Raw genomic sequence first — 20,941 nt, 5'->3', positions numbered from 1 at the left:
TGGATGAGCATGTCTGGCTTGAATCCACCCCATTTACAGGCACACCATAACACGCACCACAATGCCTCACCCGAAAAGCAGAAAAGCGCCCAAGTGCGCTTTTCTGCTCTGAATTCAATCTGTTTATATTGGAAAACAGCACTGGTTTTTCACGTTCCGCAGCATAGGCTCACGCCTGCCAACAGGTGTGAAAACAGAATCAAAGTTGTGAGCCTCATCTAACTGAAAACTAACGAACTAGTTGGCTAGTTTGATTTGCGTTCATAGTAGGGATATCATCGTTGTCGCGTTAAGCCATTATGCATCTATACACTATGCATTTGAATTATTATGTATTGGAGTCAATATGATGCCTGACAATGTATCAAATGATTCAAATTCACTTGGAGTATTCTTCCACCATGGTCAGTACATTACTTCTATATTGCATCGCTTCATTTACCGTGACCGTCATTCCGGGGCCGACCATGCTGTTATCTCTATCGAACGGTGTGAGTAAAAATAAGAAAATTGTACTTTATGGTATTTTAGGGGCTGCTATCTCTGACGCAATTTTGATCAGTGCTGCCGGGCTGGGACTGGGGGCATTAATGGCGGCTTCTGAAACCCTCTTTCTGACCGTCAAATATTGTGGCGTGGCTTACCTGCTGTGGCTGGCATACCAGTTGTGGCGCAGTACACCTTCAGCCGGCGCATTAACAGCAGACAAACTCAAAAGCACACAAGTGCACAGCCCAGCAGCAGCGTTCCGGCGCAGCCTGTTCGCAGCCCTGTCAAATCCAAAGGGGCTCCTGTTCTTCGGCGCCTTTCTGCCTCAGTTTCTGGATTTAACAGCGCCGGTTTTCATGCAATACGTGCTCTTCGCGGTGGCTACCATCGTGATTGATGTCGCTGTGATGCTGGTTTACGCAACGGCAGGTTTTCAGGCAGCAAAGTATTTATCGGTCAGTCGCCTGAAATCGCTCAACAAGACCTGTGCTACCGTGCTGGTCGCGATGGCGTCGGGGTTAGCATTCTATAAAGAAGCAGCCTGAGAGTTTTTCACTTCAAAAACAATCACCAACGCCATAGGCGGTGGTTTAGGGGTGACAAAGAAAAGCGCCCGCGGGCGCTTGTTATATGGATGGACGTTTGTATCTGGCATTGATCAAATCTTCAATGAGCTTTTGATCTTTTCTGGCCTGCTCATAACGTTGCTTAGCTTGCCAGCGCTCCATCACGGTTTCCAAGCCTTTTACCTTTACCTGACTTTGCTCCAGCGCCTTTTTCGTGCGCTGACTTTCTGCGTGCATCAGCGCCATTTCGTGCTGCTGATGGGAAATCAGGCGGCTGAGCATAGTATTGACCTGAGTGGTGTTCTGCAGCGCCAATGCGTTCAACCCGGCGCTTCCTTCTTGCTGACAGCCCGATTTCAGCCCGGCCAGCGCCTGTAGTTGCTGGGCAAAAAAGCCGACCTGATCTTGCTGACGTGCAAAGTGCTGTCCGTGACGATCACGCTGCTGCTCAGCAATCTGCTGAAGCTGACTCACAGCTTTCAGTCTGCCCTTCATCACACCGTCTCCTAACCTTACTGCGTTTGCGTAAACAACTCAGCAAGCCGAACCAGCGACTGTTGGTAGTCAGTCACTTCATCAACCTGCTGAACCAGAAAATCTTTGAGTTGCGGAAACACCTGGACAGACAGATCCAGTTCGGCGTCTTGTCCGGGCTGATACCCGCCTAAAGGCAACAGCTCTTTGACTTGCAAGTAGTTAGCATTGAGCTGCCTGAAACGGTTGGCCACTGTGACATGAGAATTTTCGGTACAGCTGCTCATACAACGGCTGATAGAGGCATTAATATCGATTGCCGGATAATGCCCCTGCTCTGCCAGCGTACGGGATAACACCACATGACCATCAAGAATGGCACGGGCAGAGTCCACCACAGGATCCTGCTGATCATCGCCATCCGCCAGTACGGTGTAAATTGCCGTCAGGCTGCCATCCGGGTGCTCACCGTTACCGGCACGCTCAAGCAACTGAGGCAACTGGCTGAACACTGAAGGCGGATAACCACGAGAAGCAGGCGGCTCACCCAGGGACAAGGCAATTTCACGCTGCGCCATGGCGTAACGTGTTAAAGAGTCCATCAGCAGCAGGACATCTTTGCCTTTATCGCGATAATATTCCGCTACGCGGTGACACAGTTTAGTGGCACGCAGGCGCATTAAAGGGGATTCATCGGCCGGCGCCGCTATCACCACAGCACGCTTCATACCCTCTGCACCGAGATTGCGCTGTATGAATTCCCTGACCTCCCGGCCTCGCTCACCAATCAGACCCACGACAACAATATCGGCTTTGGTGTTTTTGGTGATCATGCCCATCAGGACACTCTTACCCACGCCACTGCCTGCCATGAGTCCGATCCGCTGGCCTTTGCCCAGGGTCAGTAATCCGTTGATTGCACGTATACCCACATCCAGCGGTGTATCGACCAGGCGACGCTTTAACGGATTGATCGGTGAAGGGTTCAGCGACACTTTCTCTCCGCCTTTTAGCGGGCCAAGATCGTCAAATGGCTCGCCAAGACCGTTAACGACCCTGCCAAGCCAGTGATCACCGAGCGCGACTGTACTGTCGCCGTCCAGCGGGACGACTCTCGCTCCGGCGTACAGCCCGCCTAACTGCCTCACGGGCATCAAATACGCCACGTCGCGGTCAAAGCCCACCACCTGGGCTTCAATGGCTTCACCATCATCCGTTTCAACCAGACAGCGCTGTTCCAGTCTGAACTTACAGCCAACGGCCTGAAGCATCAGGCCGTTGACTTTGACCAACCGCCCGGTGACCCGGGCAATCGGAATGGATGACATGGAGGCGATAGCATCATTCAAACGATCATGAAATGCACCGTCACTCACTGATACTCTCCGCCGTTTCTGCTGCTGCGATATGACTAGCTTCAGCCGCTGGATTCTCCAGTAAGTGCTCGCGCAGCGTTTCCATACAGGCTTCCAGTCTGGCATCACTGCTGGCATCGGCTTCTGCTTGATCCGTTACCAGCTGAACACCGCCGACAGGCATTTCTTTGTTCGCGACCAGTTTCCAGCTCGGGTGCAGGGTTGGACTGAGATTGGTAATACGCTCAAGATCCTGCGGATTAAGATTGATCACCACCTTGTCGCTGTTACCCGGCATGCTGTCTAAGGTTTCTTCCACCAGCGCCAGAATTTGCTGCGGCATCAGTGTCAGCTCTGCACGAATAACCTGCTGGGCAACTTTCTGCACCAGGGAACAAATCTGCTCGCGCTGAGCATGTTCCCGCTCATCCTGCCATTGCTGAATATGCGCCTGCAGTGCCTGTACCGGCGCAATGGCAGATTCATATTTTTCGCGGCCCTGGCTTTCGCCTTTGCTGTATCCCTGCTGAAAACCGTCTTGCTGACCTAAGGTAAAGCCTTGCTGGCGACCCTGCTCAACACCCTGACGCAGGCCTTCTTCATGGCCCCGCTGCAAGCCTTGCTGAAACCCTTCTTCCAGCTGTTTTTGCAAAGCTGCCTGGTGTTCCTTGGTATTGAACTCCGCCTGGGCAACATAATTGTCTGCATCCTGTGCACCACTTTCGTGCTGTACAACAGGCTTCACCATGGGCGGAAAGCGGTGTGAGCGGTATTCACCAGGATTCAGCTGCATCACTTTTACTGAACGCATCACTTACTCCACTGTTTGTTCCTGATACAGGCTCAGTTCGATCTCACCGGCATCGGCCAGTTCACGAACCACTTGCATAATATCCTGGCGGGCTTTCTCAACCCGGGATAATGGCATCGCACCACGCATGGCCATTTCATCATCCAGCGAGTTGGCCATACGCTGTGGCATGGACTGTTTGATTGCCACTTGCAGCTTGAGCTCTGCCCCTTTCAGCGCGGTTGCCCACAAGTCGAGCGGAACTTCCTGGATCAGGCGATCCATCGTTGCTTCACGCTGACGGGAAAGGATAACGAAGTCGAACATATTTTCTTCGATTTCGCTGACCACTTTTTCGTCATGCAGTTTCAGCATTTCCATCAGCTGAGCACGATCACCCTCAAAGCGGTTAATAATGTCGGCAGCCTGCTTGGCACCCAGCACCGATGCGCCCTGACCGCCCGAAACCTGCTGGATACAGCGATCGATCAACAGATGCAGATCTTTGGCGATCTCATGGTCGATTTCACTCAGACGGGCGACGCGGTAAATCAGTTCATCATGCTGCTCTGACGGCAGTTTCGCCAGCACCTGAGACGAGGTTTCCGGCGGCAGATAAGCCAGGAAAATCGCCTGCATCTGCGGGTGTTCCTGACTGATAAATTTTGCAATAACGTCAGTATCAACCCACTGCAGGCGCTGCATGTTATTTCGCAGCTCATCGCCATAAATACTGTTCAGTACACCTTTGGCAAGATCATTGCCCAGGGCTTTCGACAGTGTGTTCGACAGATAATCTTTCGACGCGCCGCGAATACCACTGTGGTCGCGAAAATCATCGAAAAACCGCTGAATCACGACTTTGGCGTTCTCACTTTTGATGCCAGTGAGTTTCGCCATGGATCGGGTGACGCGTTGTACTTCATCGCGGGAGAAATAACGCAGAACCTGAGCGGCTGCATCCTCTCCCATGCCCAGCAAAACCAGCGCTGTTTTATCCACGCTGCTTAAGGTTTGCATGTCTGCCGGATTAGTTGTCTCGGTTGTGCTCATTTCCATTTACCCATTGTTTGAGGACTTCAGCAACGCGCTGCGGTTCTTCGCTGGCAATTAATGTCAGATGTTTCAGTTGGATGTGCAAAGGCGAACCTGAAGGCGGCAACATCATCTCAGCATCTGCATCCAGTCCGTTGGTGGTATTGCTCAGGCCTCTGTCGGACAGACGTCGATTGAGTTCATTCTCCTGCGCCTGCTCATCGAGCTCTTTGCTCAGAATGTTGTCTGGCAAAGTGGCAATGTCCATTTCCTGGCGTGCTTTGTCCACACCGGTCAGGTGACGAATCAGAGGACGCAGAACAAAGAAGATCATCGCCAGTCCCAGCAAGCCGCCAATGATGTAACGCAACGGCTGCTGTAATGCTGTATCCTGCCACCACGGCATAGGGGCAACAGGTTCAATGTTGACCGGGGTAAAGTTGAAGCTCATCAGGCTCAGGCTGTCGCCACGCTCGGCATTCAGGCCGACCGCTTCAGAGATCATCTGGCTGATTTCGGCTTTCTGTGCCTCATCCCAGACGGCACCGTCCGGCGCAACAGCATTGTTCAGCAACACAGACACATTCAGTTTCTTAATTTGCCCCTGCTGGTACTGGGTATGCCTGACACTGCTGCCTAATGCAAACTGACGATTCACTTCAGAGCGCTCACTGGTGTTCTTCGGTGCCTCACCTTCACCTTCTTCTTCAACCGTTGGTGGCTGATTGCTCAGTGAACCCGGCACCCCTAAGGCAATTTTATCGGTTGAGTTGTTCTCAATGCTGTGTTCTGAACGGACAACCGGATTGTCATCCACCATTTCACGGGTTTCTTCAATGCGGCTGAAATCCAGATCGGCCGCCACCTGCACCCGGAAGTTGCTCGGGCCGAGAACCGGAGTCAGCATGTCAGAAGCACGCTGAATGACCTGCTTCTCCAGATTCTTTTGATACTCCAGATATTTGGTATTCATTCGGCCGGACGTTTCCGAGCCGATATCGGCGCTCAGTAAACGACCGAACTGATCCACCACTGAAACGTGTTCAGCCGTCATGCCGGTGACACTGCCCGACACCAGATTCACAATCGCTTCCACCTGTTCAGGTTTGAGATCTTCACCCGGCTTAAGCTCCACCATGACAGAGGCCGTGGTCTTCTCCGTGTTCTGGCGCACAAACAGAGTCTGGCGTGGAATCGCCAGGTGCACACGGGCGTTATTGACGACATTAAGTGAAATAATGGTACGGGCCAGTTCCCCTTCCAGACCATGACGGTAACGTGCCGTTTCCATAAACTGGCTGGTACCCAAAGCAGAATCAGTCTGAAGTGTTTCCAGACCGGTCGGCAGTTTGGCTTTCACCCCTTTGGCGGCCAGTAACATACGGACCTCAGCAACTCGGCCGTCTTCTACCAGCACCTGACCATTGGTTTCCTGTAAGCGGTATGGAATGCCTTCCGCTTCCAGTACAGAGATAATCTCGCTGGTATCAAAGCGCTCCTGCTGGCTGTAAAGCGGGCGATAGCTTTGTGTCGACGTCCAGAGTGCAACCACTATGATAGCGGCAACCACAGCCGCCAGCGCAGCAGACAAAACAAGATTACGCTGGCTGCTGTACCAGGCGCGTTTAGCCCGATCCAGCAGAGAATGATCAGAACGGTTGGCAGCAGTCAGTTCCGCTGCCGCTGCTTGAGTAATCATGGTCATAATTTACACCGGCATCTTCATTACATCTTCAAACGCACCGACCACCTTGTTTCTTACCTGCATCAAGGCAGAAAAAGACAAACTGGCCTTCTGGCTGGCAATCATCGCGCCAACCAGATCATCACTTTTCCCGGTTTCAACCGCCGTCATCTTCGCACTTGCAGCGGCCTGATGGCCGTTTACCAGGTCAAGCACTTGTGTCATGGCAGAAGAAAAAGCAAGTGGTTTAACCTGTTGGTCTAATGGATTGGCTTTCACAGCAATGTTCTGCTCAGCCTGAGCTTGCATGAGCTGCATTTTATCCAGCATTAATTGCTGGGCGGTGGTCGTCTGCGTCAAATTCGTCGCAAGCATACTTGTGTCTCCTGATCGTTAGGCTGCTGAGCCAATTTGTGAAATATCAATGCCTTGCTCACGCATTGCCGCCAATTTGTAACGTAAAGCTCTTGTCGTCACACCCAGTGCTTTTGCCGTGAGTGTTCTGTTACCCTCATGCTGTTTAAGCACGTCCAGCACATACTGATATTCGGCCTGTTTCTTCGCACCAATATGGCCCTGTTCTGTTCCTGCGCTGCCCGTCGCTGCAGGCATATATTCAGGTTTAATCGCCTGAATTTTGCTGCTGTCTACCGGCAGCATGAGATCCTGGGAGGTCACGAAATCGCCGTGTCTCATTACCAATGCGCGCTGGATAATGTTTTCCAGCTCGCGGATGTTGCCCGGCCAGTGGTACTGCATCATCATCTGCTGGGCATCCGCGGATAACTGGCAGGCACTGCCTTGCTGATACTTACCGATGAAATAATCGGCCAGCGGAAGAATATCCTCAGGACGCTCGCGAAGCGGTGGCCAGTGCAGAGGTAACACATCCAGGCGGTAATAAAGATCTTCCCGGAACACCCCTTCCTGTACCGCGACACGAAGATCTTTATTGGTGGCGGCTATCACCCGGATATCGAGCTTGATGGTTTTATGGCTGCCCACACGCTCGACTTCGCGCTCTTGCAGCACACGTAATAACTTGGCTTGCAGCGCCGGCGACATTTCGGCAATTTCATCCAGCAAAATGGTGCCGCCGTTTGCTTCTTCGAACTTACCGCTCTGGCTGCCGGTTGCCCCGGTAAAGGCCCCTTTTACATGGCCGAATAAGACAGCTTCAAGCATGGATTCCGGGATAGCAGCACAGTTCACCGCGACAAACGGCATCTTGCAGCGTGGTGACTGCTGATGAACATAGCGCGCCAGCACTTCTTTGCCTGTTCCTGATTCGCCGGTGATCAGCACACTGGCATGCGTACAGGCCGCACGGTGGGCCAATTGCAAAATCTGCTTACTGCGCCAGGATTGCGCCACTATGTCAGACATGGGCTTTTGCAGCGCTTCAACCCGGGCAATCAGGCTTAACAGCTGGCTGGGTTCGAACGGTTTTAACAAATAATCCGTCGCACCGGCTTTCATCGCTTCCGCCGCCAGCAAGCCTTCGTGCTGATCGACAATCGCAATGGCAATCCGGCGCTGCTGTGTGTCCGCCACTGTCTGGCTGTAGCGAACCCATTCGGTCAGTGACATATCCGGCAGCGAGGAGCTGACCAGAGTGATCGCCGCCTGGCGTGACTGCAAGCCGGCTTTGCCGGATGTCAGATAATCCACCTGATAGCCCGCCTGCTCCAGCACCTGAATCACTTGCTGAGCCTGCTGCCTGTCCGGTTCAATGAACTGAATTGTCTTCGTAATCATTACTGAACCCTGCTTTCATCATTGTTGCCAGCACGCATAACACGCACTGTTACCCGACGATTTAACGCTTTCCCTTTCGCCGTTTCGTTATGGGCGATCGGATAGCGGGAACCATGTGCCCTGATTTGAATCAAGCTGTCTTTTACGCCGGCTTCCCGGAGAAAACTGGCCACATCATCGGCACGGACTTTAGACACCTGCACATTGCCCAGCCTTGAGCCCACATTATCTGAGTGACCATCAATCAACACCTGATTGACTGACGTATCAAGACGAATGTATTCAGCCAGATTTGACAGCGTTGCTTTTTGCTCAGTGGAAACTGTGCGTTGTCCCAAATCAAACTGAAACACCAGGTCACGAGCCTGTTTGTACGACATGGCCGGCAGGCGGGAACGACAGAGAGTAAAATCAGCCAGTGCCGGTGCCATATTAACGCTCGATAGCAGCAAATCGACCGGGGTATTGTTGTTCTGATAGAGCATCCCAACCCGCGCCCACTGGCCAGCTGTCATACCGTCAAGCAATGCATCAACTGCATGAGTGAACGACACTTCAGTCGGACTGACTTGCTTACCCGGGCTCAGAGATGTCTGCTTAGGTGTCGCCACCCAAGGACCATCCTGCAGATACAGACCTGCAGATTGAAACTGAACCACAGGTCGCATAGGCTTCACTTTCAGCGTCAGATTTTCCCCGGCATTCGCGATAAAGCTCACCTGACCGAAATTATCCACCTGCTGATTTAATGAACAGTGAAATTTGTCGCCTTGGTATTTCCACTCGACAAGATCCATCGGTGTTGAAACAAGCTTTGCTTCAACCGAACCTGCCGCAAGAGCAATAAATAAGAATGTGTATTTCTTGAGAAATGAAATTAACATTTTTACCCTTCTCAGATTTTGGAAAAAAACCAAAATTCATTTTTTAATCATAATATCCAACTTAGCCACAAAATATTAAACAGCCAAATTGGTTTGTTGTTTCTATATATTTGTTTCTTGCTCAAAATCACTTTAATAAAATAAAGGTGATCTTGATTCAATTTATATTTGACGCCACTCTGACACTAATTTGACACCGTACCGACATTCTATCCGTCAGAATGATTTTTTTGATATGGCTTCAAAAACAGCTACTTGTGGCAAGCAAAACCTAACAAAACACAGGGTATTTCAAAGGCGGCCATAAAAGTCTCATCAATTCATATATAAGAAAACCCTATAAATGAAGATATAATCAACATGTGGACTAACATCACAAATTCAAAATCAATAACTAAAACACAGGAAATAGCTCAGGCTAGACTTAGCGAAACTAATAGTGGTTTTACCAAAATAGAAGTAAATTAAATCCGCAACAGTTAATAAGTTGCATATGAGTTCTGACGGATATGCCAATATGAAAAAAATTGAGTTAAACAATGCTCAACATTTCCCCACACTGAACGTTGAACATTTAGGGCGCCCAATCCATGTCATCCGGGAAGAGTTGCAGAAAATCTTTTCGCAGGCAGATTCGTCAATTACCCAGGATTTACAACGCTGGGTGAAAGACAAAAATCTGACCATTAAGCTGGCTGACATTCAACTCTCCAACCGGGATGCCACGGATCAAAGCAACAATGCCTCTGTCATTCGGCATCAAGCCGGAGGGCTGATTGAAGCGCAACTGGATACCCAGTTGTTACTGGCGCTGTCGGATAAATTTTACAACGCCGATATCGATCGCAGCGATGCCGGTTACGCGAATTCGACGCTGACAGCCAGTGACCTGCGTCTTCAACAGCGATTACTGCAGCGTATTTGTTCACTGGTTGCCGATGAGAAGGCGTGGCAACTGACCGATGATGGCATGACTTACGGTGTCGGCTTACTCGCCACTTTCACTGTGAGCTACCGTAAAAAAGTGGCGGCGTTCCGCCTGTACTTCGATGAAAACATGCTTCAGGTACTGATGGATGATATGGCGTTCCAGACCAACCATCACCTGAGCGATGATTTCAGGCTCGCGCTGGAGAATACGCCGGTTCAGCTTCATGCCACGCTTTGCCAGAAAAAAATGCCGCTGGATGATGTGCTCAAGCTGCGTCCTGACGATGTACTGAACATTGATCTCCTCACCAATGTGCCGGTGCGTATCGGACAGGAACATTTATTTAACGGATGCGTGGCCGACAAAGACGGCCAGCTCGTCCTGATTCTTAAAGATAAATAATACTATTACAGGATTGAAACATGACTGATTTGAATGAGATGACAGACGTAAACGCATTCAGCGAAGACGATCTGAACTTTGACGATCTGAATTTGGACCAGCTGGATGATGATATTGAAACCGAGCAGGATTCAGCTGCTTCGCCCTTTATTCCCTATGACGACGTGCCTTCACGCGATATCAATTTCTTCAAAAAAATCCCCGTCACTGTCACGCTGGAAGTGTCCAGTACCGAAGTCTCGCTGGGTGAACTGATGAAAGCCGGTGAAGGCAGCGTGATTGAGCTGGATAAGCTCAACGGCGAACCACTGGATGTCAAAGTCAATGGATCGCTGATGGGCCATGCCGAGGTTGTTGTGGTCAATGATAAATATGGTCTGCGCCTGATCGACATCGTGGATTCGCCGCTTAACTCCGTGGAATCCTGATGATGCTCCGCAGTACCTGTCACCGAATAGCCCGCACAGGCGGGCTATGTATCACCGGTTTTCTCGTATTTCTTCTGTCTTCACACCCGGTATTTGCGGCTGAAAGTGGCGGCCTGACACTGATGACAGTGTCTGATGGTGCCGCCAATCAGGAATACAGCGTTAAGCTGCAGGTGCTGCTCTTAATGACGGCGCTGAGCTTTTTGCCCGCCTTCCTGCTGATGGCCACCAGCTTTACCCGGATTATCATAGTGCTGGCCATTTTGCGTCAGGCGCTCGGCCTGCAGCAGAGTCCGCCTAACCGGGTTCTGGTCGGCATAGCGCTGGCGTTAACCTTGCTCATCATGCGCCCTGTGTGGACAGACGTCTACGAGCACGCTTTCAAGCCGTATGACGCAGGCCAGATGACCTTGATGGATGCCTTTGCAGTGGCAGAAAAACCCGTCAAAGATTTCATGCTCAAGCAAACCCAGCAAAGTTCTCTGGAACAAATGCTGCACATTGCCAACGAGCCCATCAATCAGAACGCTGAAGATCTGTCGTTTGCCGTCGTGTTACCCGCTTTCGTGATCAGTGAACTGAAAACGGCATTCCAGATTGGTTTCATGTTGTTTATTCCCTTCCTGATTATCGACCTGGTGGTTGCCAGCGTCTTGATGGCGATGGGTATGATGATGCTGTCACCTCTGATCATTTCTTTGCCGTTCAAGCTGGTTATATTCGTGCTGGCGGATGGTTGGGCAATGACGGTTGGCACACTCGCAGCCAGTTTCGGGTAGGAGAACAACATGACACCGGAACTCGCTGTTACCCTGTTTTCAGATGCCGTGTGGATGATCATTACCATTGTGACGGTACTGGTCATTCCTGGGCTGCTTGTCGGGCTGCTGATTGCCGTGTTTCAGGCGGCAACGCAGATTAATGAACAGACCCTGAGCTTTCTTCCGCGCTTATTGGTAACCCTGCTGATGGTGATTTTCGCCGGCCACTGGATGATCCGAAAGCTCGTCGACCTGTTCACCTATCTGTTCCATAACATTCCGGGAATGATTGGCTGATGGATCTGACCTTTGCGCAAATCACAGCCTGGCTGGGGCAAGTCTGGTGGCCCTTTTTCCGCCTCGGGGCGGCGCTCGTGGCTATGCCCTTTTTTGGCGACGGCGCCATTCCGATTTGGATAAGGCTGCTTTTCGCCTTGTCGATCAGCATTCTGATTGCGCCACTGATGCCAGCGATGCCAGCTGTGGATCCCCTTTCCCTTAAAGCACTGGTGCTCGCCTTCGAGCAAGCGATCTGGGGAGTGTTCTTCGGATTTATCATTCACCTTTTATTCAACACCATGACCATGCTCGGGCAGATTGTCTCTATGCAGATGGGCCTGAGTATGGCGATCATGAATGACCCGGTGAACGGCATGTCTGTCGCCCTGCTCGGCCGCCTGTTCCTGATGTTCAGCACCTTGCTTTTTCTGGCACTGGACGGCCATCTGATCGTGATTGATATTCTGGTCCAGAGCTTCCATATCTGGCCAGTCGGCGCTGGTATCAGTGAAGCAACGCTGCACCAGATTCTGTCCATGGTTGGCTGGATGTTCGCCTCAGCACTGGCGCTGGCCTTACCCGCCATCGTTTCCATGCTGCTCGCCAACATCAGCTTCGGTGTCATGAACCGGGCCGCGCCCAGCCTGAACGTGTACGCATTAGGCTTTCCAATGACCATGCTTTTAGGCCTGTTCAGTATTCTCATTGCTATCAGCGGTGTACCCAGCCGCTATACCCAGTTCGTGCATACCACCTTGCAGGAGCTGACCTATTATGTCGCAGGAAACGGCCTATGAGTGACCAGAGTACGCAGGACAAAACAGAAAAAGCTACGCCCCAGAAAATCCGTAAAGCCAGAGAGCAGGGGCAAATCCCACGGGCCAAAGATCTCACCGCCGCAGTGATTTTTATCGTTGTGGTGTATTTCTTCTCGGTCCAGCTTGAGGCCATCTGGGATGCGCTCAGCGGTGTGTTCCGGTTCAACATGCAACTGACCCGCGAAGATCTGCAGTCACCCTGGCAAGGTATTGAACATATGGGGCAAAGCCTGGCTATTTTGATAGAACTGCTGCTGCCACTGTTTGCGGTCATACTGTTAGCGGCTATCGCGGGAAGTCTGATGCTGGGCGGCTGGCTGTTCTACCCTGCCGGTGTGCTGCCAAAACTGTCGAAGATCAGTCCGATTGCCGGCATCAAACGTATGTTCTCGACACGCTCACTGGTTGAACTGCTGAAATCGACCCTCAAGGTGACCGTTATCTTCTTGCTGCTATATACCTATCTGGATTCTCATCTGGCTGAGCTGATGGCGATGCAGAACCTGCCCTTGCGCCAGGGCGTCGTCGCCGTCATGAGTATCCTTTTTCACGGTGTGCTGCTGATGGGCGTTGCGCTGATCATTTTTGGCTTGCTTGATGTGCCCTACCAGCGCTGGGAGCACTTAAAGCAGCTGAAAATGACCAAGCAGGAAACCAAGGAAGAATACAAAAACAACGAAGGCCGGCCGGAAGTGAAACAGCGTATCCGCCAGATTCAGCAACAGTTTGCGCGGCGTAAAGTGGAAAAAACCGTGCCTCAGGCAGATGTAGTGATCACTAACCCAACCCACTATGCGGTCGCCATTAAATACGATCCGACTATGTACGACGCCCCTTTCGTGGTTGCCAAAGGGGTGGATGAAATGGCCCTACATATTCAGCGTATCGCCCGCGAAAACAATGTGGAAATACTGAATTCCCCGCCACTTACGCGTGCTATTTATCATACCACTCAGTTGGAACAGGCCGTGCCGAACCAGCTGTATATCGCCGTGGCGCACATTCTGACTTATGTCATGCAGCTCAAAGCTTTCCGTACCGGGAAAGGCGGCAAACCACAGGCATTACCGACTTTTGCGATTCCACGCCACTTACAGTATTAAGGCAGGAGAGAGATCAAACCCATGTTAAACAGGCTACCTAAATTTAACCATTTAAAGCGCAGCTATATCAGTATTCCTGCTGCGCTGCTCATGATACTGGCCATGGTCATGCTGCCCCTGCCTCCTATGCTGCTGGACGCCATGTTCACCTTCAACATAGTGCTGGCAATCATGGTACTGCTGGTCAGTACCACGGCAAAACGACCACTGGATTTTTCTATCTTCCCGACCATCTTGCTGGTGGCTACGCTGCTGCGTCTGACGCTGAACGTAGCGTCCACACGGGTAGTGTTACTTGAAGGTCACAATGGCGGCGATGCGGCCGGTAAAGTGATCCAGGCATTTGGTGAAGTGGTGATCGGCGGTAACTATGTCGTCGGTATGGTGGTCTTTGTCATTCTGATGATCATCAACTTCGTGGTCATCACCAAAGGTGGCGAGCGTATTTCAGAAGTCGCTGCCCGATTTACCCTCGACGCCTTGCCGGGTAAACAAATGGCCATTGATGCCGATTTGAATGCCGGTTTGATCGATCAGGAACGTGCCAAGCTGCGCCGGAAAGAAGTCGCCAATGAAGCCGATTTCTACGGCTCGATGGACGGTGCGTCAAAATTCGTCCGTGGTGATGCCATCGCCGGCCTGCTGATTCTGTTCATCAATATTATTGGTGGTATCAGTATTGGCGTGTTCGAATACGATATGACGGGCGCAGAAGCATTCAAAACCTTTGCCTTACTGACTATCGGTGACGGTCTGGTTGCACAGATCCCGTCCCTGCTGCTGGCCACCTCAGCGGCGATTATCGTAACGCGTATCAATGACAGCGATGATGACATGGCTGAGTCGATGCGCAATCAGCTGCTCGCTTCCCCAACCACTTTGTTCACTGCCGCCGCGATTATGGCGATTGTCGGCAGTGTACCGGGTATGCCGCATCTGGCATTTTACGCATTCGCTGCCGTACTGGCCTATTCGGGCTGGCGACAACTCAAATCACCCACCCATGACGATCAACTGGAACAGGTTGAACAACTTGGCTACGCCATGCGCCGTGAAAGCGATCAAGTGCTGGCCTGGGATGATATTCCGCATGTTCAGAGCCTCTCGCTGCACCTGGGTTTCCGTCTGGTCCATCTGGTCAATAAAGATCAGGGCGCGCCGCTGTCGCAGCGGATCCGGGGGATTCGTAAAACACTGTCCGAGCAAGTGGGTTATCTGCTGCCTGAAGTCAGTATTCAGGACAACCTCAGCCTGCGGCCAAACCAATACACCATCGCCGTACAGGGTGAGATAGTTGAACAAGGTGAAATTGAACCGGATCGCCTGATGGCCATTGCTGTGGGTGAAACTTACGGTGACATTGACGGTATACTGGGTACTGACCCGGCCTATCAGTTACCGGCCGTCTGGATTGAGCCCGGCGACAAAGCCAAGGCACTGAATATGGGTTATCAGGTCATTGATGACGCTACCGTCATCGCTACGCACCTGAGTAAGGTAATGAAAAACAACCTGGCCGATTTGTTCACCCACGATGATGTCGACAACATGATCCACCGCTTGTCGCTGCAGGCACCGAAACTGGCCGAGGCACTGGGCAATGTCATGACACCGGCTCAGCAACTCAAGGTGTTCCGTCACTTACTGCAGGATCAGGTGCCGGTCAAAGACATACGCACCATAGCCAACACCATGCTCGACAGTGCAGAAAATACCAAAGATCCTATTTTGCTGGCCGCCGATGTGCGTTGTAGTTTACGCCGCACTTTAGTCAACCTGATTAACGGTGACCGCAAAGATCTGAACGTGTACACCTTGTCTGATGATCTGGAGCAGATTTTGCTGACATCTTTGCAGCAGGCACAGTCAAACGGCCAGGCCATGCTGGACAGTTTCCCGGTTGAGCCCAATATCCTTCAGCAATTCCAGCAAAACCTGCCATTAGTCAAACAGCAGCTTAAGCAGCAAAACCTGCCTCCGGTTCTGCTGGTGATGCCACAACTTCGGCCACTTCTGTCACGTTATGCGCGTACTTTTGCACAAGGTCTGGCTGTCTTGTCATATAATGAGATTCCAGAACACAAGCAAATCAATGTGGTAGGAAACCTTGGCTAAGTTGTTTACCGATGCCGCGTTAGGCGAGCATGCACGCGGGCTGCTGATTCAGGCAGCCCAGACTCCGGATGATCACATTCTGCTTGAGGCCATGCAGCACAATGATATACGTCATGTCTGTCAGCCGATAAGACACACAGAAACCAACGAGGTCACATTCCAGCACCTCACTTTACGGTTCGGCAGCAATAACGAGCAGAGTGTCTACCGTTTCGACCTGTCTGAAGAGATGCGTTATGCGCTGGATTTGTTCGGGCTGCTGCTGGCTGTCAGGCACATTAAATTTCAGCAAGAAACCATTCATGCCAGCCTGATTAATCCGTTAGTTGTGCCCCTGCAGGTGGAAACCTTGCTGAAATGGGAACCCGGCCAGCATTTTTTATCTTCCCTGTTTGAACACCATAGCCAGGCGATGCAGGACGTCGTGCCCTGCCTCCAGCTTTTTCAATCCGATTCAGATACCGGGCAGTTAGGTAAACTGCTGGGCTGGTTACATGACACCTGCCCGGCGTTTTGGGTGGATATCAGGCTGCCAACCGCCTATCTCCCTCTGCTGGAAACGCATCCACCCGCAGCCATCAAGATTGCCCAATTCAATGAAGACACCAGTTTCAAGCAAGGCTTACTGCCGGTCATCCGCTTTTTGAAACAGTGCCATGTCGAGTTTGTCGCCGGACGCGTGGCCACTCAATACGATCTGATCCGCTTCCGCCGTCTGGGTGCGGGTTATTATTTCGGGTACATCAGCGATATACCCACCTCCTTCTCCGCACCGAGAAAATTTAAACTCGTTAAATAGCCCCCTCAACACTGTTATTTATAACGCTAGTATTTATAACGCCAGAATTTACAACGCCAGCACTTCAGCTGGCGTCTTGCTTTTTGTTGTTGCCCGCCAAATATTGAATCTCGATCACAACTCTTTGCTACCTATTTACCTGGCTCTTTTCTGTCTTTACCTAATCCTTCACTCATTCAGGTATAGACCATTTACTCTAACCAGCACCTTGGCTGATTATTTCATTGCCCGGTTTAATAAAATTGAAACCTCATACCATGGCTTTTACAACTGGAAACTGTGAATTTAGCAAATTTTTCAAAATTTATTTTAGCATTCCATATAAAAATCAAGTTACTGATTTTTAATAAATTTATCTCATAAAACCCAGATAAAAAACCGCTAAACATCAAGATGAAATCATTTTTTTTCACTTTTCTGATTAATGTTCTCAGAGCCTCTTCCGCCTCATATTAGCGAGTAGGAATAACGGCCACACAGAACAACAAACTGATTTGTGTGCCGATATAAACCAATATAAAGAAGCAATACTTAGGAGAATTTTCATGGCTCTATCAATGCACACCAACTACGCATCTCTGGTTACGCAAAACACCCTGAACGGCACAGGCAACATGCTGAACACGGCCATGGAGCGTCTGGCGACTGGCTACCGTATCAACTCTGCTGCTGACGATGCGGCTGGTCTGCAAATCGCAAGCCGCCTGGAATCTCAAACTCGCGGCATGTCTGTTGCAATGCGCAACTCTCAGGACGGCATCTCTATGATGCAAACGACTGAAGGTGCACTGGACGAAGCAAGCAACATCCTGTACCGCATGAACGACCTGGCTACTCAGGCAGCGAACGGTACTAACTCAGTCAACGATCAGGAAGCTCTGTACGCAGAATTCACTGAGCTGACCAGCGAGCTGGGCAGCGTAATGGCCAACACTAAGTACGCTGGCGAAACTGTGTTTGACGCAGCGGGCGTGAAAGGCGGCGGTATCGTACTGCAAATCGGTGGTTCTTCTGCTGAAACTCTGGACTTCGCTACTTCTATCGATGGTAAAGTTGGCGCAGCAGTAACTATGCTGGAAGCAGGTGGTACTATCGCTTCTCTGGGTACCTTCGGTGACACAGGCGCAACTGTAGCGGCTAACCAAACTGCTGCACAGACTGCAATGGACACTATCCAGACTTCTCTGGACACCATCGGTGGCGCACGTGCTGCTCTGGGTGCGAACATCAACCGCCTGGAACACACCATCACTAACCTGGGCAACATGGTTGAGAACACCTCTGCTGCGAAAGGCCGTATCATGGATGCTGATTTCGCTGTTGAAACCTCTAACATGACTAAGAACCAGATGCTGATGCAAGCCGGTACTTCTGTACTGTCTCAAACTAACCAGCTGTCTGGCATGGCAATGTCTCTGCTGCGCTAATCAACTGATTAGTCTCAGATACCTAGTCAAAGTCACTCCAATGTTCAAAGCCCCGATTTTCGGGGCTTTTTTTCGTCTCCCCCTGAATGTCCCACCTTGAATGATGCTGACGCTTTCCCCTCCTATATGGACAGACACGTGAGCCTCCTATCAGGACAGGCATGTTAACCAGTAACTCCATTTTTATCAGGACAGACATATTACGAAACAGCAGCACGCAGCCAGCCTATCAGTCATTCTCCTACACATCATTCCTACAAGGACAGGCACATTAAGAAAAATACAACTTCATCAATTTCATGATTTTCATACCTGGCCCGAAATTCTGAACTTCTCCCTTTCGTCTGCGCTCAAACACATATACTGTAAATTCATCCAGTATCAATCAATCATTACCAATGACAACAGCACGTAGCCAACTCATTAGTGTAGAAGCAACGCCCTATTACCATTGTGTTTCCCGCTGTGTTCGGCGTTCATTTCTGTGCGGATATGACGAACTTACCCAAACCAGCTATGAACACCGGCGGGGCTGGGTTGAAAAACGGTTGAAACGGATTACCAGTGTATTCTGTGTTGATGTTTGTGCTTACGCCATCATGAGCAATCATTACCATGTCGTTCTGCATATCAACAAAGATCAGGCCTATCGCTTATCAAATCACGAAGTCATTGATCGCTGGCTCACCTTACATCGTGCTCCCATGCTGATTCAACGGTTCTTAAAAAGCGAAAACTTATCTGAGATCGAGCAAAATGCTTGCTTGGCCATCATCCAGACCTGGCGGGAAAGACTCTGTTCCATCAGCTGGTTCATGCGCCTGCTGAATCAATACATAGCAAGCGAAGCTAATCGTGAAGATAACTGCACCGGCCACTTTTGGGAAGGACGTTTCAAAAGCCAGGCATTGCTGGATGAAAAAGCCCTGGCTGCTGCAATGGCATACGTTGATCTAAACCCCATACGAGCCGGAATCGCAGACACACCAGAAGCCTCCAGCTTCACTTCAGTGAAAGCACGCATAGAATCACATCGGAAAGATCAGATAACGGCCCCATCTCTTTTTCCCTTCGCCGGTAATCTGCGAAACGATATGCCGGAAGGACTGCCATTTAGCCTGGCAGATTATCTTGAGCTGGTTGATTGGACAGGACAACAAGTCAGAGGAGATAAGTCCGGACATATACAATCAGCTCAGCTTCCTATCCTTGAGCGACTTGGTATCAAGGCTGATTCGTGGCTGGATGTTTGTACAAATATAAAAAAATGCACACTCATTGGTTCTGCAGCTGCAATTCAAACAGCATTACCCAAGTTTAACAGGCAACGGCGAACCGCTTTACAAATTCCATAATCCTGACCCGCTACACTGAACTCTCTGCACACAACACATTGAATGTCATATGTACGCTACACTCTCCTGAAAATCAGACCAGAGACAAAAGAGCCGCTGTTGATATCAACAACTGTAAATCAATATTATTAAGATGCTTTTAACAGCAATTCGGTGAAATCAACACAAAGCGCACTACCTTTTTCAGGCCGATGACCCAAAAGGCCCATAGTGACTGTCCTTGTAACCCCGAAAGTGACTGTCCCTTTAAGCCCCTTTAAGCCCGCCCGATTTTCATGAAAAAAAGAGCGCTTGAAGCGCTCTTTTTATTTCTTTTCGGGTGATTGAGGAATTAGGCCGTCGCGTATCCCTGTGCTTCAGGTGTCGGCGCTTTCGCGTAATCTTCTTCTCCCACACTGTAACAAAGATAGTAAATCGCGCCCTGCTCTCCTGCCTTCGTATCTCCCATCCCGGAAAGGACAACCACCTGAGCCCCCAAATCCTTCAACGTATTATACTGACTCTCGTCGATCGTCAGTGCTCCCAGATCGATGTCTTTCTTGATTGGGTCTCTGTCACGGATTTTGATTGTGACTGGCCCACGGTCCAGCGGGAATCGATAGTAATAGGATTCGCTTTCAACAAAAGCGAACTGGTCTTCGTCCGTCATTTTGATATTCGACCCCGACTCCGGCCAGAAGGCACCACCCGTTGGATCGCTTTGCACATCGTCAAGATGCTGGATATACACGTCATCATCGCCTTCAATGATTTTCGCAAGCCATTCGATCAACGCCGCCTCAAACTTGATCACGTAAGAGGCAGCATTAAAGGCATCAGACATCAGCTGTGCCTTTGGCGTTTTGATTTCACCTAACACTTCAGCTGCCGCAGCTTCCGCCTGAGAGGTATAATCAGCAACGGTATCAATCACTTCTTTATTACAGCCACAGGATTGTTTTTCACAGTAAATCCCAAGCACGCGCAGACTTGGCAGAGGTTTGTTCATCACCCGCCAATAGATATTGTACTTGCCGTATTTATCATGTGAGGGCTGATCAATTTCATTGCAAATGTCGGACGTCGTGACTTTCGCTGTGTCACGCGTAATCGTCATCGTGCCGAGGTCATCGTCCTTTCCTTTGCTCATATCTGATTTATCCCGCTCCCAGAGCTGGAATTCAATCTTGTGCAAGCCACTGGCCGGAACCACAATATCAACATTCCGATGACCGTCCTCATTGGATGGATTCATTTCCAGTGGGCTGTCGTGGTAATAGTATTTTCGCTCGAACTCATCAGGATTTGACGGATTCGAATAGGTCCGTACTTCAAAGTACACTTCATCGTGTGCTGAACCTTCGTTGGTCTTTGAAATACATTCGATCTTATTAAATTGAACTGAGTAAGCGTATTGCTCCACGTAACTCTCCTTAAACGTGATTGTCATGCCCAGCCTCCGTTTCACCGAAACGATGCCTGAGCATTTACCTGAAAGACAAAGAACAC

The 20,941-nt window shown here is 50.4% G+C and carries 21 protein-coding genes; 12 read left to right on the top strand and 9 right to left on the bottom strand.

Annotation, left to right across the window (positions count from 1 at the left end; all coding sequences use genetic code 11):
• The coding region (locus Q4491_RS19335; protein WP_303460021.1) for a hypothetical protein at positions 1 to 222 on the top strand (222 nt) is incomplete at its 5' end.
• 137 nt (positions 223 to 359) lie between these two features.
• Complete coding sequence (locus Q4491_RS19330) at positions 360 to 1,034, top strand: LysE family translocator (RefSeq protein ID WP_368393618.1); 675 nt, start codon at positions 360 to 362, stop codon at positions 1,032 to 1,034.
• An 81-nt stretch (positions 1,035 to 1,115) separates the two neighbouring features.
• On the opposite strand, the gene fliJ is transcribed toward Q4491_RS19330, so the two are convergent.
• From fliJ to Q4491_RS19290, 8 genes are read right to left on the bottom strand one after another with little or no spacing between them, the layout of a single operon-like run.
• Positions 1,116 to 1,550, bottom strand: coding sequence for a flagellar export protein FliJ (gene fliJ / locus Q4491_RS19325; protein ID WP_218384747.1), 435 nt, complete (start codon positions 1,548 to 1,550; stop codon positions 1,116 to 1,118).
• Positions 1,551 to 1,567: 17 nt separating this feature from the next.
• Positions 1,568 to 2,905: a flagellar protein export ATPase FliI gene (gene fliI, locus Q4491_RS19320; protein ID WP_303460018.1), complete on the bottom strand. Its 1,338-nt coding sequence runs from the start codon at positions 2,903 to 2,905 to the stop codon at positions 1,568 to 1,570.
• On the bottom strand, positions 2,898 to 3,695 hold the full coding sequence (fliH, locus tag Q4491_RS19315; protein WP_303460016.1) for a flagellar assembly protein FliH: 798 nt from the start codon (positions 3,693 to 3,695) through the stop codon (positions 2,898 to 2,900). Before fliH ends, fliI begins: the two co-directional genes overlap by 8 nt.
• A 3-nt stretch (positions 3,696 to 3,698) precedes the next feature.
• A complete protein-coding gene (locus Q4491_RS19310) occupies positions 3,699 to 4,727 on the bottom strand; it encodes a flagellar motor switch protein FliG (protein ID WP_303460013.1) in 1,029 nt (342 codons plus the stop codon).
• Entirely contained in the window at positions 4,705 to 6,414 is a 1,710-nt protein-coding gene (fliF, locus tag Q4491_RS19305; RefSeq protein ID WP_192016561.1) for a flagellar basal-body MS-ring/collar protein FliF, read from the bottom strand. The genes Q4491_RS19310 and fliF overlap by 23 nt, the downstream gene beginning before the upstream one ends.
• A gap of 3 nt (positions 6,415 to 6,417) precedes the next feature.
• Positions 6,418 to 6,768, bottom strand: coding sequence for a flagellar hook-basal body complex protein FliE (gene fliE / locus Q4491_RS19300; protein WP_192016560.1), 351 nt, complete (start codon positions 6,766 to 6,768; stop codon positions 6,418 to 6,420).
• Positions 6,769 to 6,786: 18 nt separating this feature from the next.
• Complete coding sequence (locus tag Q4491_RS19295; protein WP_303460008.1) at positions 6,787 to 8,151, bottom strand: sigma-54 dependent transcriptional regulator; 1,365 nt, start codon at positions 8,149 to 8,151, stop codon at positions 6,787 to 6,789.
• Complete coding sequence (locus Q4491_RS19290; protein WP_192016558.1) at positions 8,151 to 9,035, bottom strand: OmpA family protein; 885 nt, start codon at positions 9,033 to 9,035, stop codon at positions 8,151 to 8,153. The genes Q4491_RS19295 and Q4491_RS19290 overlap by 1 nt, the downstream gene beginning before the upstream one ends.
• A gap of 517 nt (positions 9,036 to 9,552) precedes the next feature.
• On the opposite strand from Q4491_RS19290, the gene Q4491_RS19285 reads away from it, so the two are divergent.
• From Q4491_RS19285 to Q4491_RS19240, 10 genes are all read left to right on the top strand, one after another.
• A complete protein-coding gene (locus tag Q4491_RS19285) occupies positions 9,553 to 10,368 on the top strand; it encodes a FliM/FliN family flagellar motor switch protein (protein ID WP_192016557.1) in 816 nt (271 codons plus the stop codon).
• Positions 10,369 to 10,397: 29 nt separating this feature from the next.
• Positions 10,398 to 10,796 (top strand): flagellar motor switch protein FliN, encoded by a 399-nt coding sequence (gene fliN / locus Q4491_RS19280; protein ID WP_027252352.1) that lies wholly within the window; start codon positions 10,398 to 10,400, stop codon positions 10,794 to 10,796.
• 2 nt (positions 10,797 to 10,798) lie between these two features.
• Positions 10,799 to 11,575, top strand: a complete 777-nt coding sequence (fliP, locus tag Q4491_RS19275; RefSeq protein ID WP_051288165.1) for a flagellar type III secretion system pore protein FliP — start codon at positions 10,799 to 10,801, stop codon at positions 11,573 to 11,575.
• A 9-nt stretch (positions 11,576 to 11,584) separates the two neighbouring features.
• Positions 11,585 to 11,854, top strand: coding sequence for a flagellar biosynthesis protein FliQ (fliQ, locus tag Q4491_RS19270; protein ID WP_027252354.1), 270 nt, complete (start codon positions 11,585 to 11,587; stop codon positions 11,852 to 11,854).
• On the top strand, positions 11,854 to 12,633 hold the full coding sequence (gene fliR / locus Q4491_RS19265) for a flagellar biosynthetic protein FliR (protein ID WP_192016556.1): 780 nt from the start codon (positions 11,854 to 11,856) through the stop codon (positions 12,631 to 12,633). Before fliQ ends, fliR begins: the two co-directional genes overlap by 1 nt.
• Positions 12,630 to 13,757 carry a flagellar biosynthesis protein FlhB gene (gene flhB / locus Q4491_RS19260; RefSeq protein ID WP_192016555.1) on the top strand — a complete coding sequence of 376 codons (1,128 nt, stop codon included), beginning with the start codon at positions 12,630 to 12,632 and terminating at the stop codon, positions 13,755 to 13,757. Before fliR ends, flhB begins: the two co-directional genes overlap by 4 nt.
• A gap of 21 nt (positions 13,758 to 13,778) precedes the next feature.
• Positions 13,779 to 15,872 (top strand): flagellar biosynthesis protein FlhA, encoded by a 2,094-nt coding sequence (gene flhA, locus Q4491_RS19255; RefSeq protein WP_218384754.1) that lies wholly within the window; start codon positions 13,779 to 13,781, stop codon positions 15,870 to 15,872.
• A complete protein-coding gene (locus tag Q4491_RS19250) occupies positions 15,865 to 16,671 on the top strand; it encodes a hypothetical protein (RefSeq protein WP_218384756.1) in 807 nt (268 codons plus the stop codon). Before flhA ends, Q4491_RS19250 begins: the two co-directional genes overlap by 8 nt.
• Before the next feature lie 545 nt (positions 16,672 to 17,216).
• A complete protein-coding gene (gene lafA / locus Q4491_RS19245) occupies positions 17,217 to 18,098 on the top strand; it encodes a lateral flagellin LafA (RefSeq protein ID WP_192016552.1) in 882 nt (293 codons plus the stop codon).
• Positions 18,099 to 18,496: 398 nt separating this feature from the next.
• Positions 18,497 to 19,453 carry a transposase gene (locus Q4491_RS19240; RefSeq protein WP_303459996.1) on the top strand — a complete coding sequence of 319 codons (957 nt, stop codon included), beginning with the start codon at positions 18,497 to 18,499 and terminating at the stop codon, positions 19,451 to 19,453.
• 331 nt (positions 19,454 to 19,784) lie between these two features.
• On the opposite strand, the gene Q4491_RS19235 is transcribed toward Q4491_RS19240, so the two are convergent.
• Complete coding sequence (locus Q4491_RS19235) at positions 19,785 to 20,882, bottom strand: hypothetical protein (protein ID WP_303459993.1); 1,098 nt, start codon at positions 20,880 to 20,882, stop codon at positions 19,785 to 19,787.
• Between the last annotated feature and the right edge of the window lie 59 nt (positions 20,883 to 20,941).

It is taken from the genome of Photobacterium sp. 2_MG-2023, from assembly GCF_030547675.1.
In the GTDB taxonomy this organism is placed as follows: Bacteria; Pseudomonadota; Gammaproteobacteria; order Enterobacterales; family Vibrionaceae; genus Photobacterium; species Photobacterium arenosum.
This window is presented reverse-complemented; position numbering and strand designations above follow the sequence as displayed.

What these genes read in the sequence shown, in the direction of transcription:
- Q4491_RS19330 (WP_368393618.1), top strand. Translation starts at nt 360, where the DNA reads ATGTATCAAATGATTCAAATTCACTTGGAGTATTCTTCCACCATGGTC.
- fliJ (WP_218384747.1), bottom strand. Translation starts at nt 1,550, where the DNA reads ATGAAGGGCAGACTGAAAGCTGTGAGTCAGCTTCAGCAGATTGCTGAG.
- fliH (WP_303460016.1), bottom strand. Translation starts at nt 3,695, where the DNA reads ATGCGTTCAGTAAAAGTGATGCAGCTGAATCCTGGTGAATACCGCTCA.
- Q4491_RS19310 (WP_303460013.1), bottom strand. Translation starts at nt 4,727, where the DNA reads ATGAGCACAACCGAGACAACTAATCCGGCAGACATGCAAACCTTAAGC.
- fliF (WP_192016561.1), bottom strand. Translation starts at nt 6,414, where the DNA reads ATGACCATGATTACTCAAGCAGCGGCAGCGGAACTGACTGCTGCCAAC.
- fliE (WP_192016560.1), bottom strand. Translation starts at nt 6,768, where the DNA reads ATGCTTGCGACGAATTTGACGCAGACGACCACCGCCCAGCAATTAATG.
- Q4491_RS19295 (WP_303460008.1), bottom strand. Translation starts at nt 8,151, where the DNA reads ATGATTACGAAGACAATTCAGTTCATTGAACCGGACAGGCAGCAGGCT.
- Q4491_RS19290 (WP_192016558.1), bottom strand. Translation starts at nt 9,035, where the DNA reads ATGTTAATTTCATTTCTCAAGAAATACACATTCTTATTTATTGCTCTT.
- Q4491_RS19285 (WP_192016557.1), top strand. Translation starts at nt 9,553, where the DNA reads ATGAAAAAAATTGAGTTAAACAATGCTCAACATTTCCCCACACTGAAC.
- fliP (WP_051288165.1), top strand. Translation starts at nt 10,799, where the DNA reads ATGCTCCGCAGTACCTGTCACCGAATAGCCCGCACAGGCGGGCTATGT.
- fliQ (WP_027252354.1), top strand. Translation starts at nt 11,585, where the DNA reads ATGACACCGGAACTCGCTGTTACCCTGTTTTCAGATGCCGTGTGGATG.
- fliR (WP_192016556.1), top strand. Translation starts at nt 11,854, where the DNA reads ATGGATCTGACCTTTGCGCAAATCACAGCCTGGCTGGGGCAAGTCTGG.
- flhB (WP_192016555.1), top strand. Translation starts at nt 12,630, where the DNA reads ATGAGTGACCAGAGTACGCAGGACAAAACAGAAAAAGCTACGCCCCAG.
- flhA (WP_218384754.1), top strand. Translation starts at nt 13,779, where the DNA reads ATGTTAAACAGGCTACCTAAATTTAACCATTTAAAGCGCAGCTATATC.
- lafA (WP_192016552.1), top strand. Translation starts at nt 17,217, where the DNA reads ATGGCTCTATCAATGCACACCAACTACGCATCTCTGGTTACGCAAAAC.
- Q4491_RS19240 (WP_303459996.1), top strand. Translation starts at nt 18,497, where the DNA reads ATGACAACAGCACGTAGCCAACTCATTAGTGTAGAAGCAACGCCCTAT.
- Q4491_RS19235 (WP_303459993.1), bottom strand. Translation starts at nt 20,882, where the DNA reads ATGACAATCACGTTTAAGGAGAGTTACGTGGAGCAATACGCTTACTCA.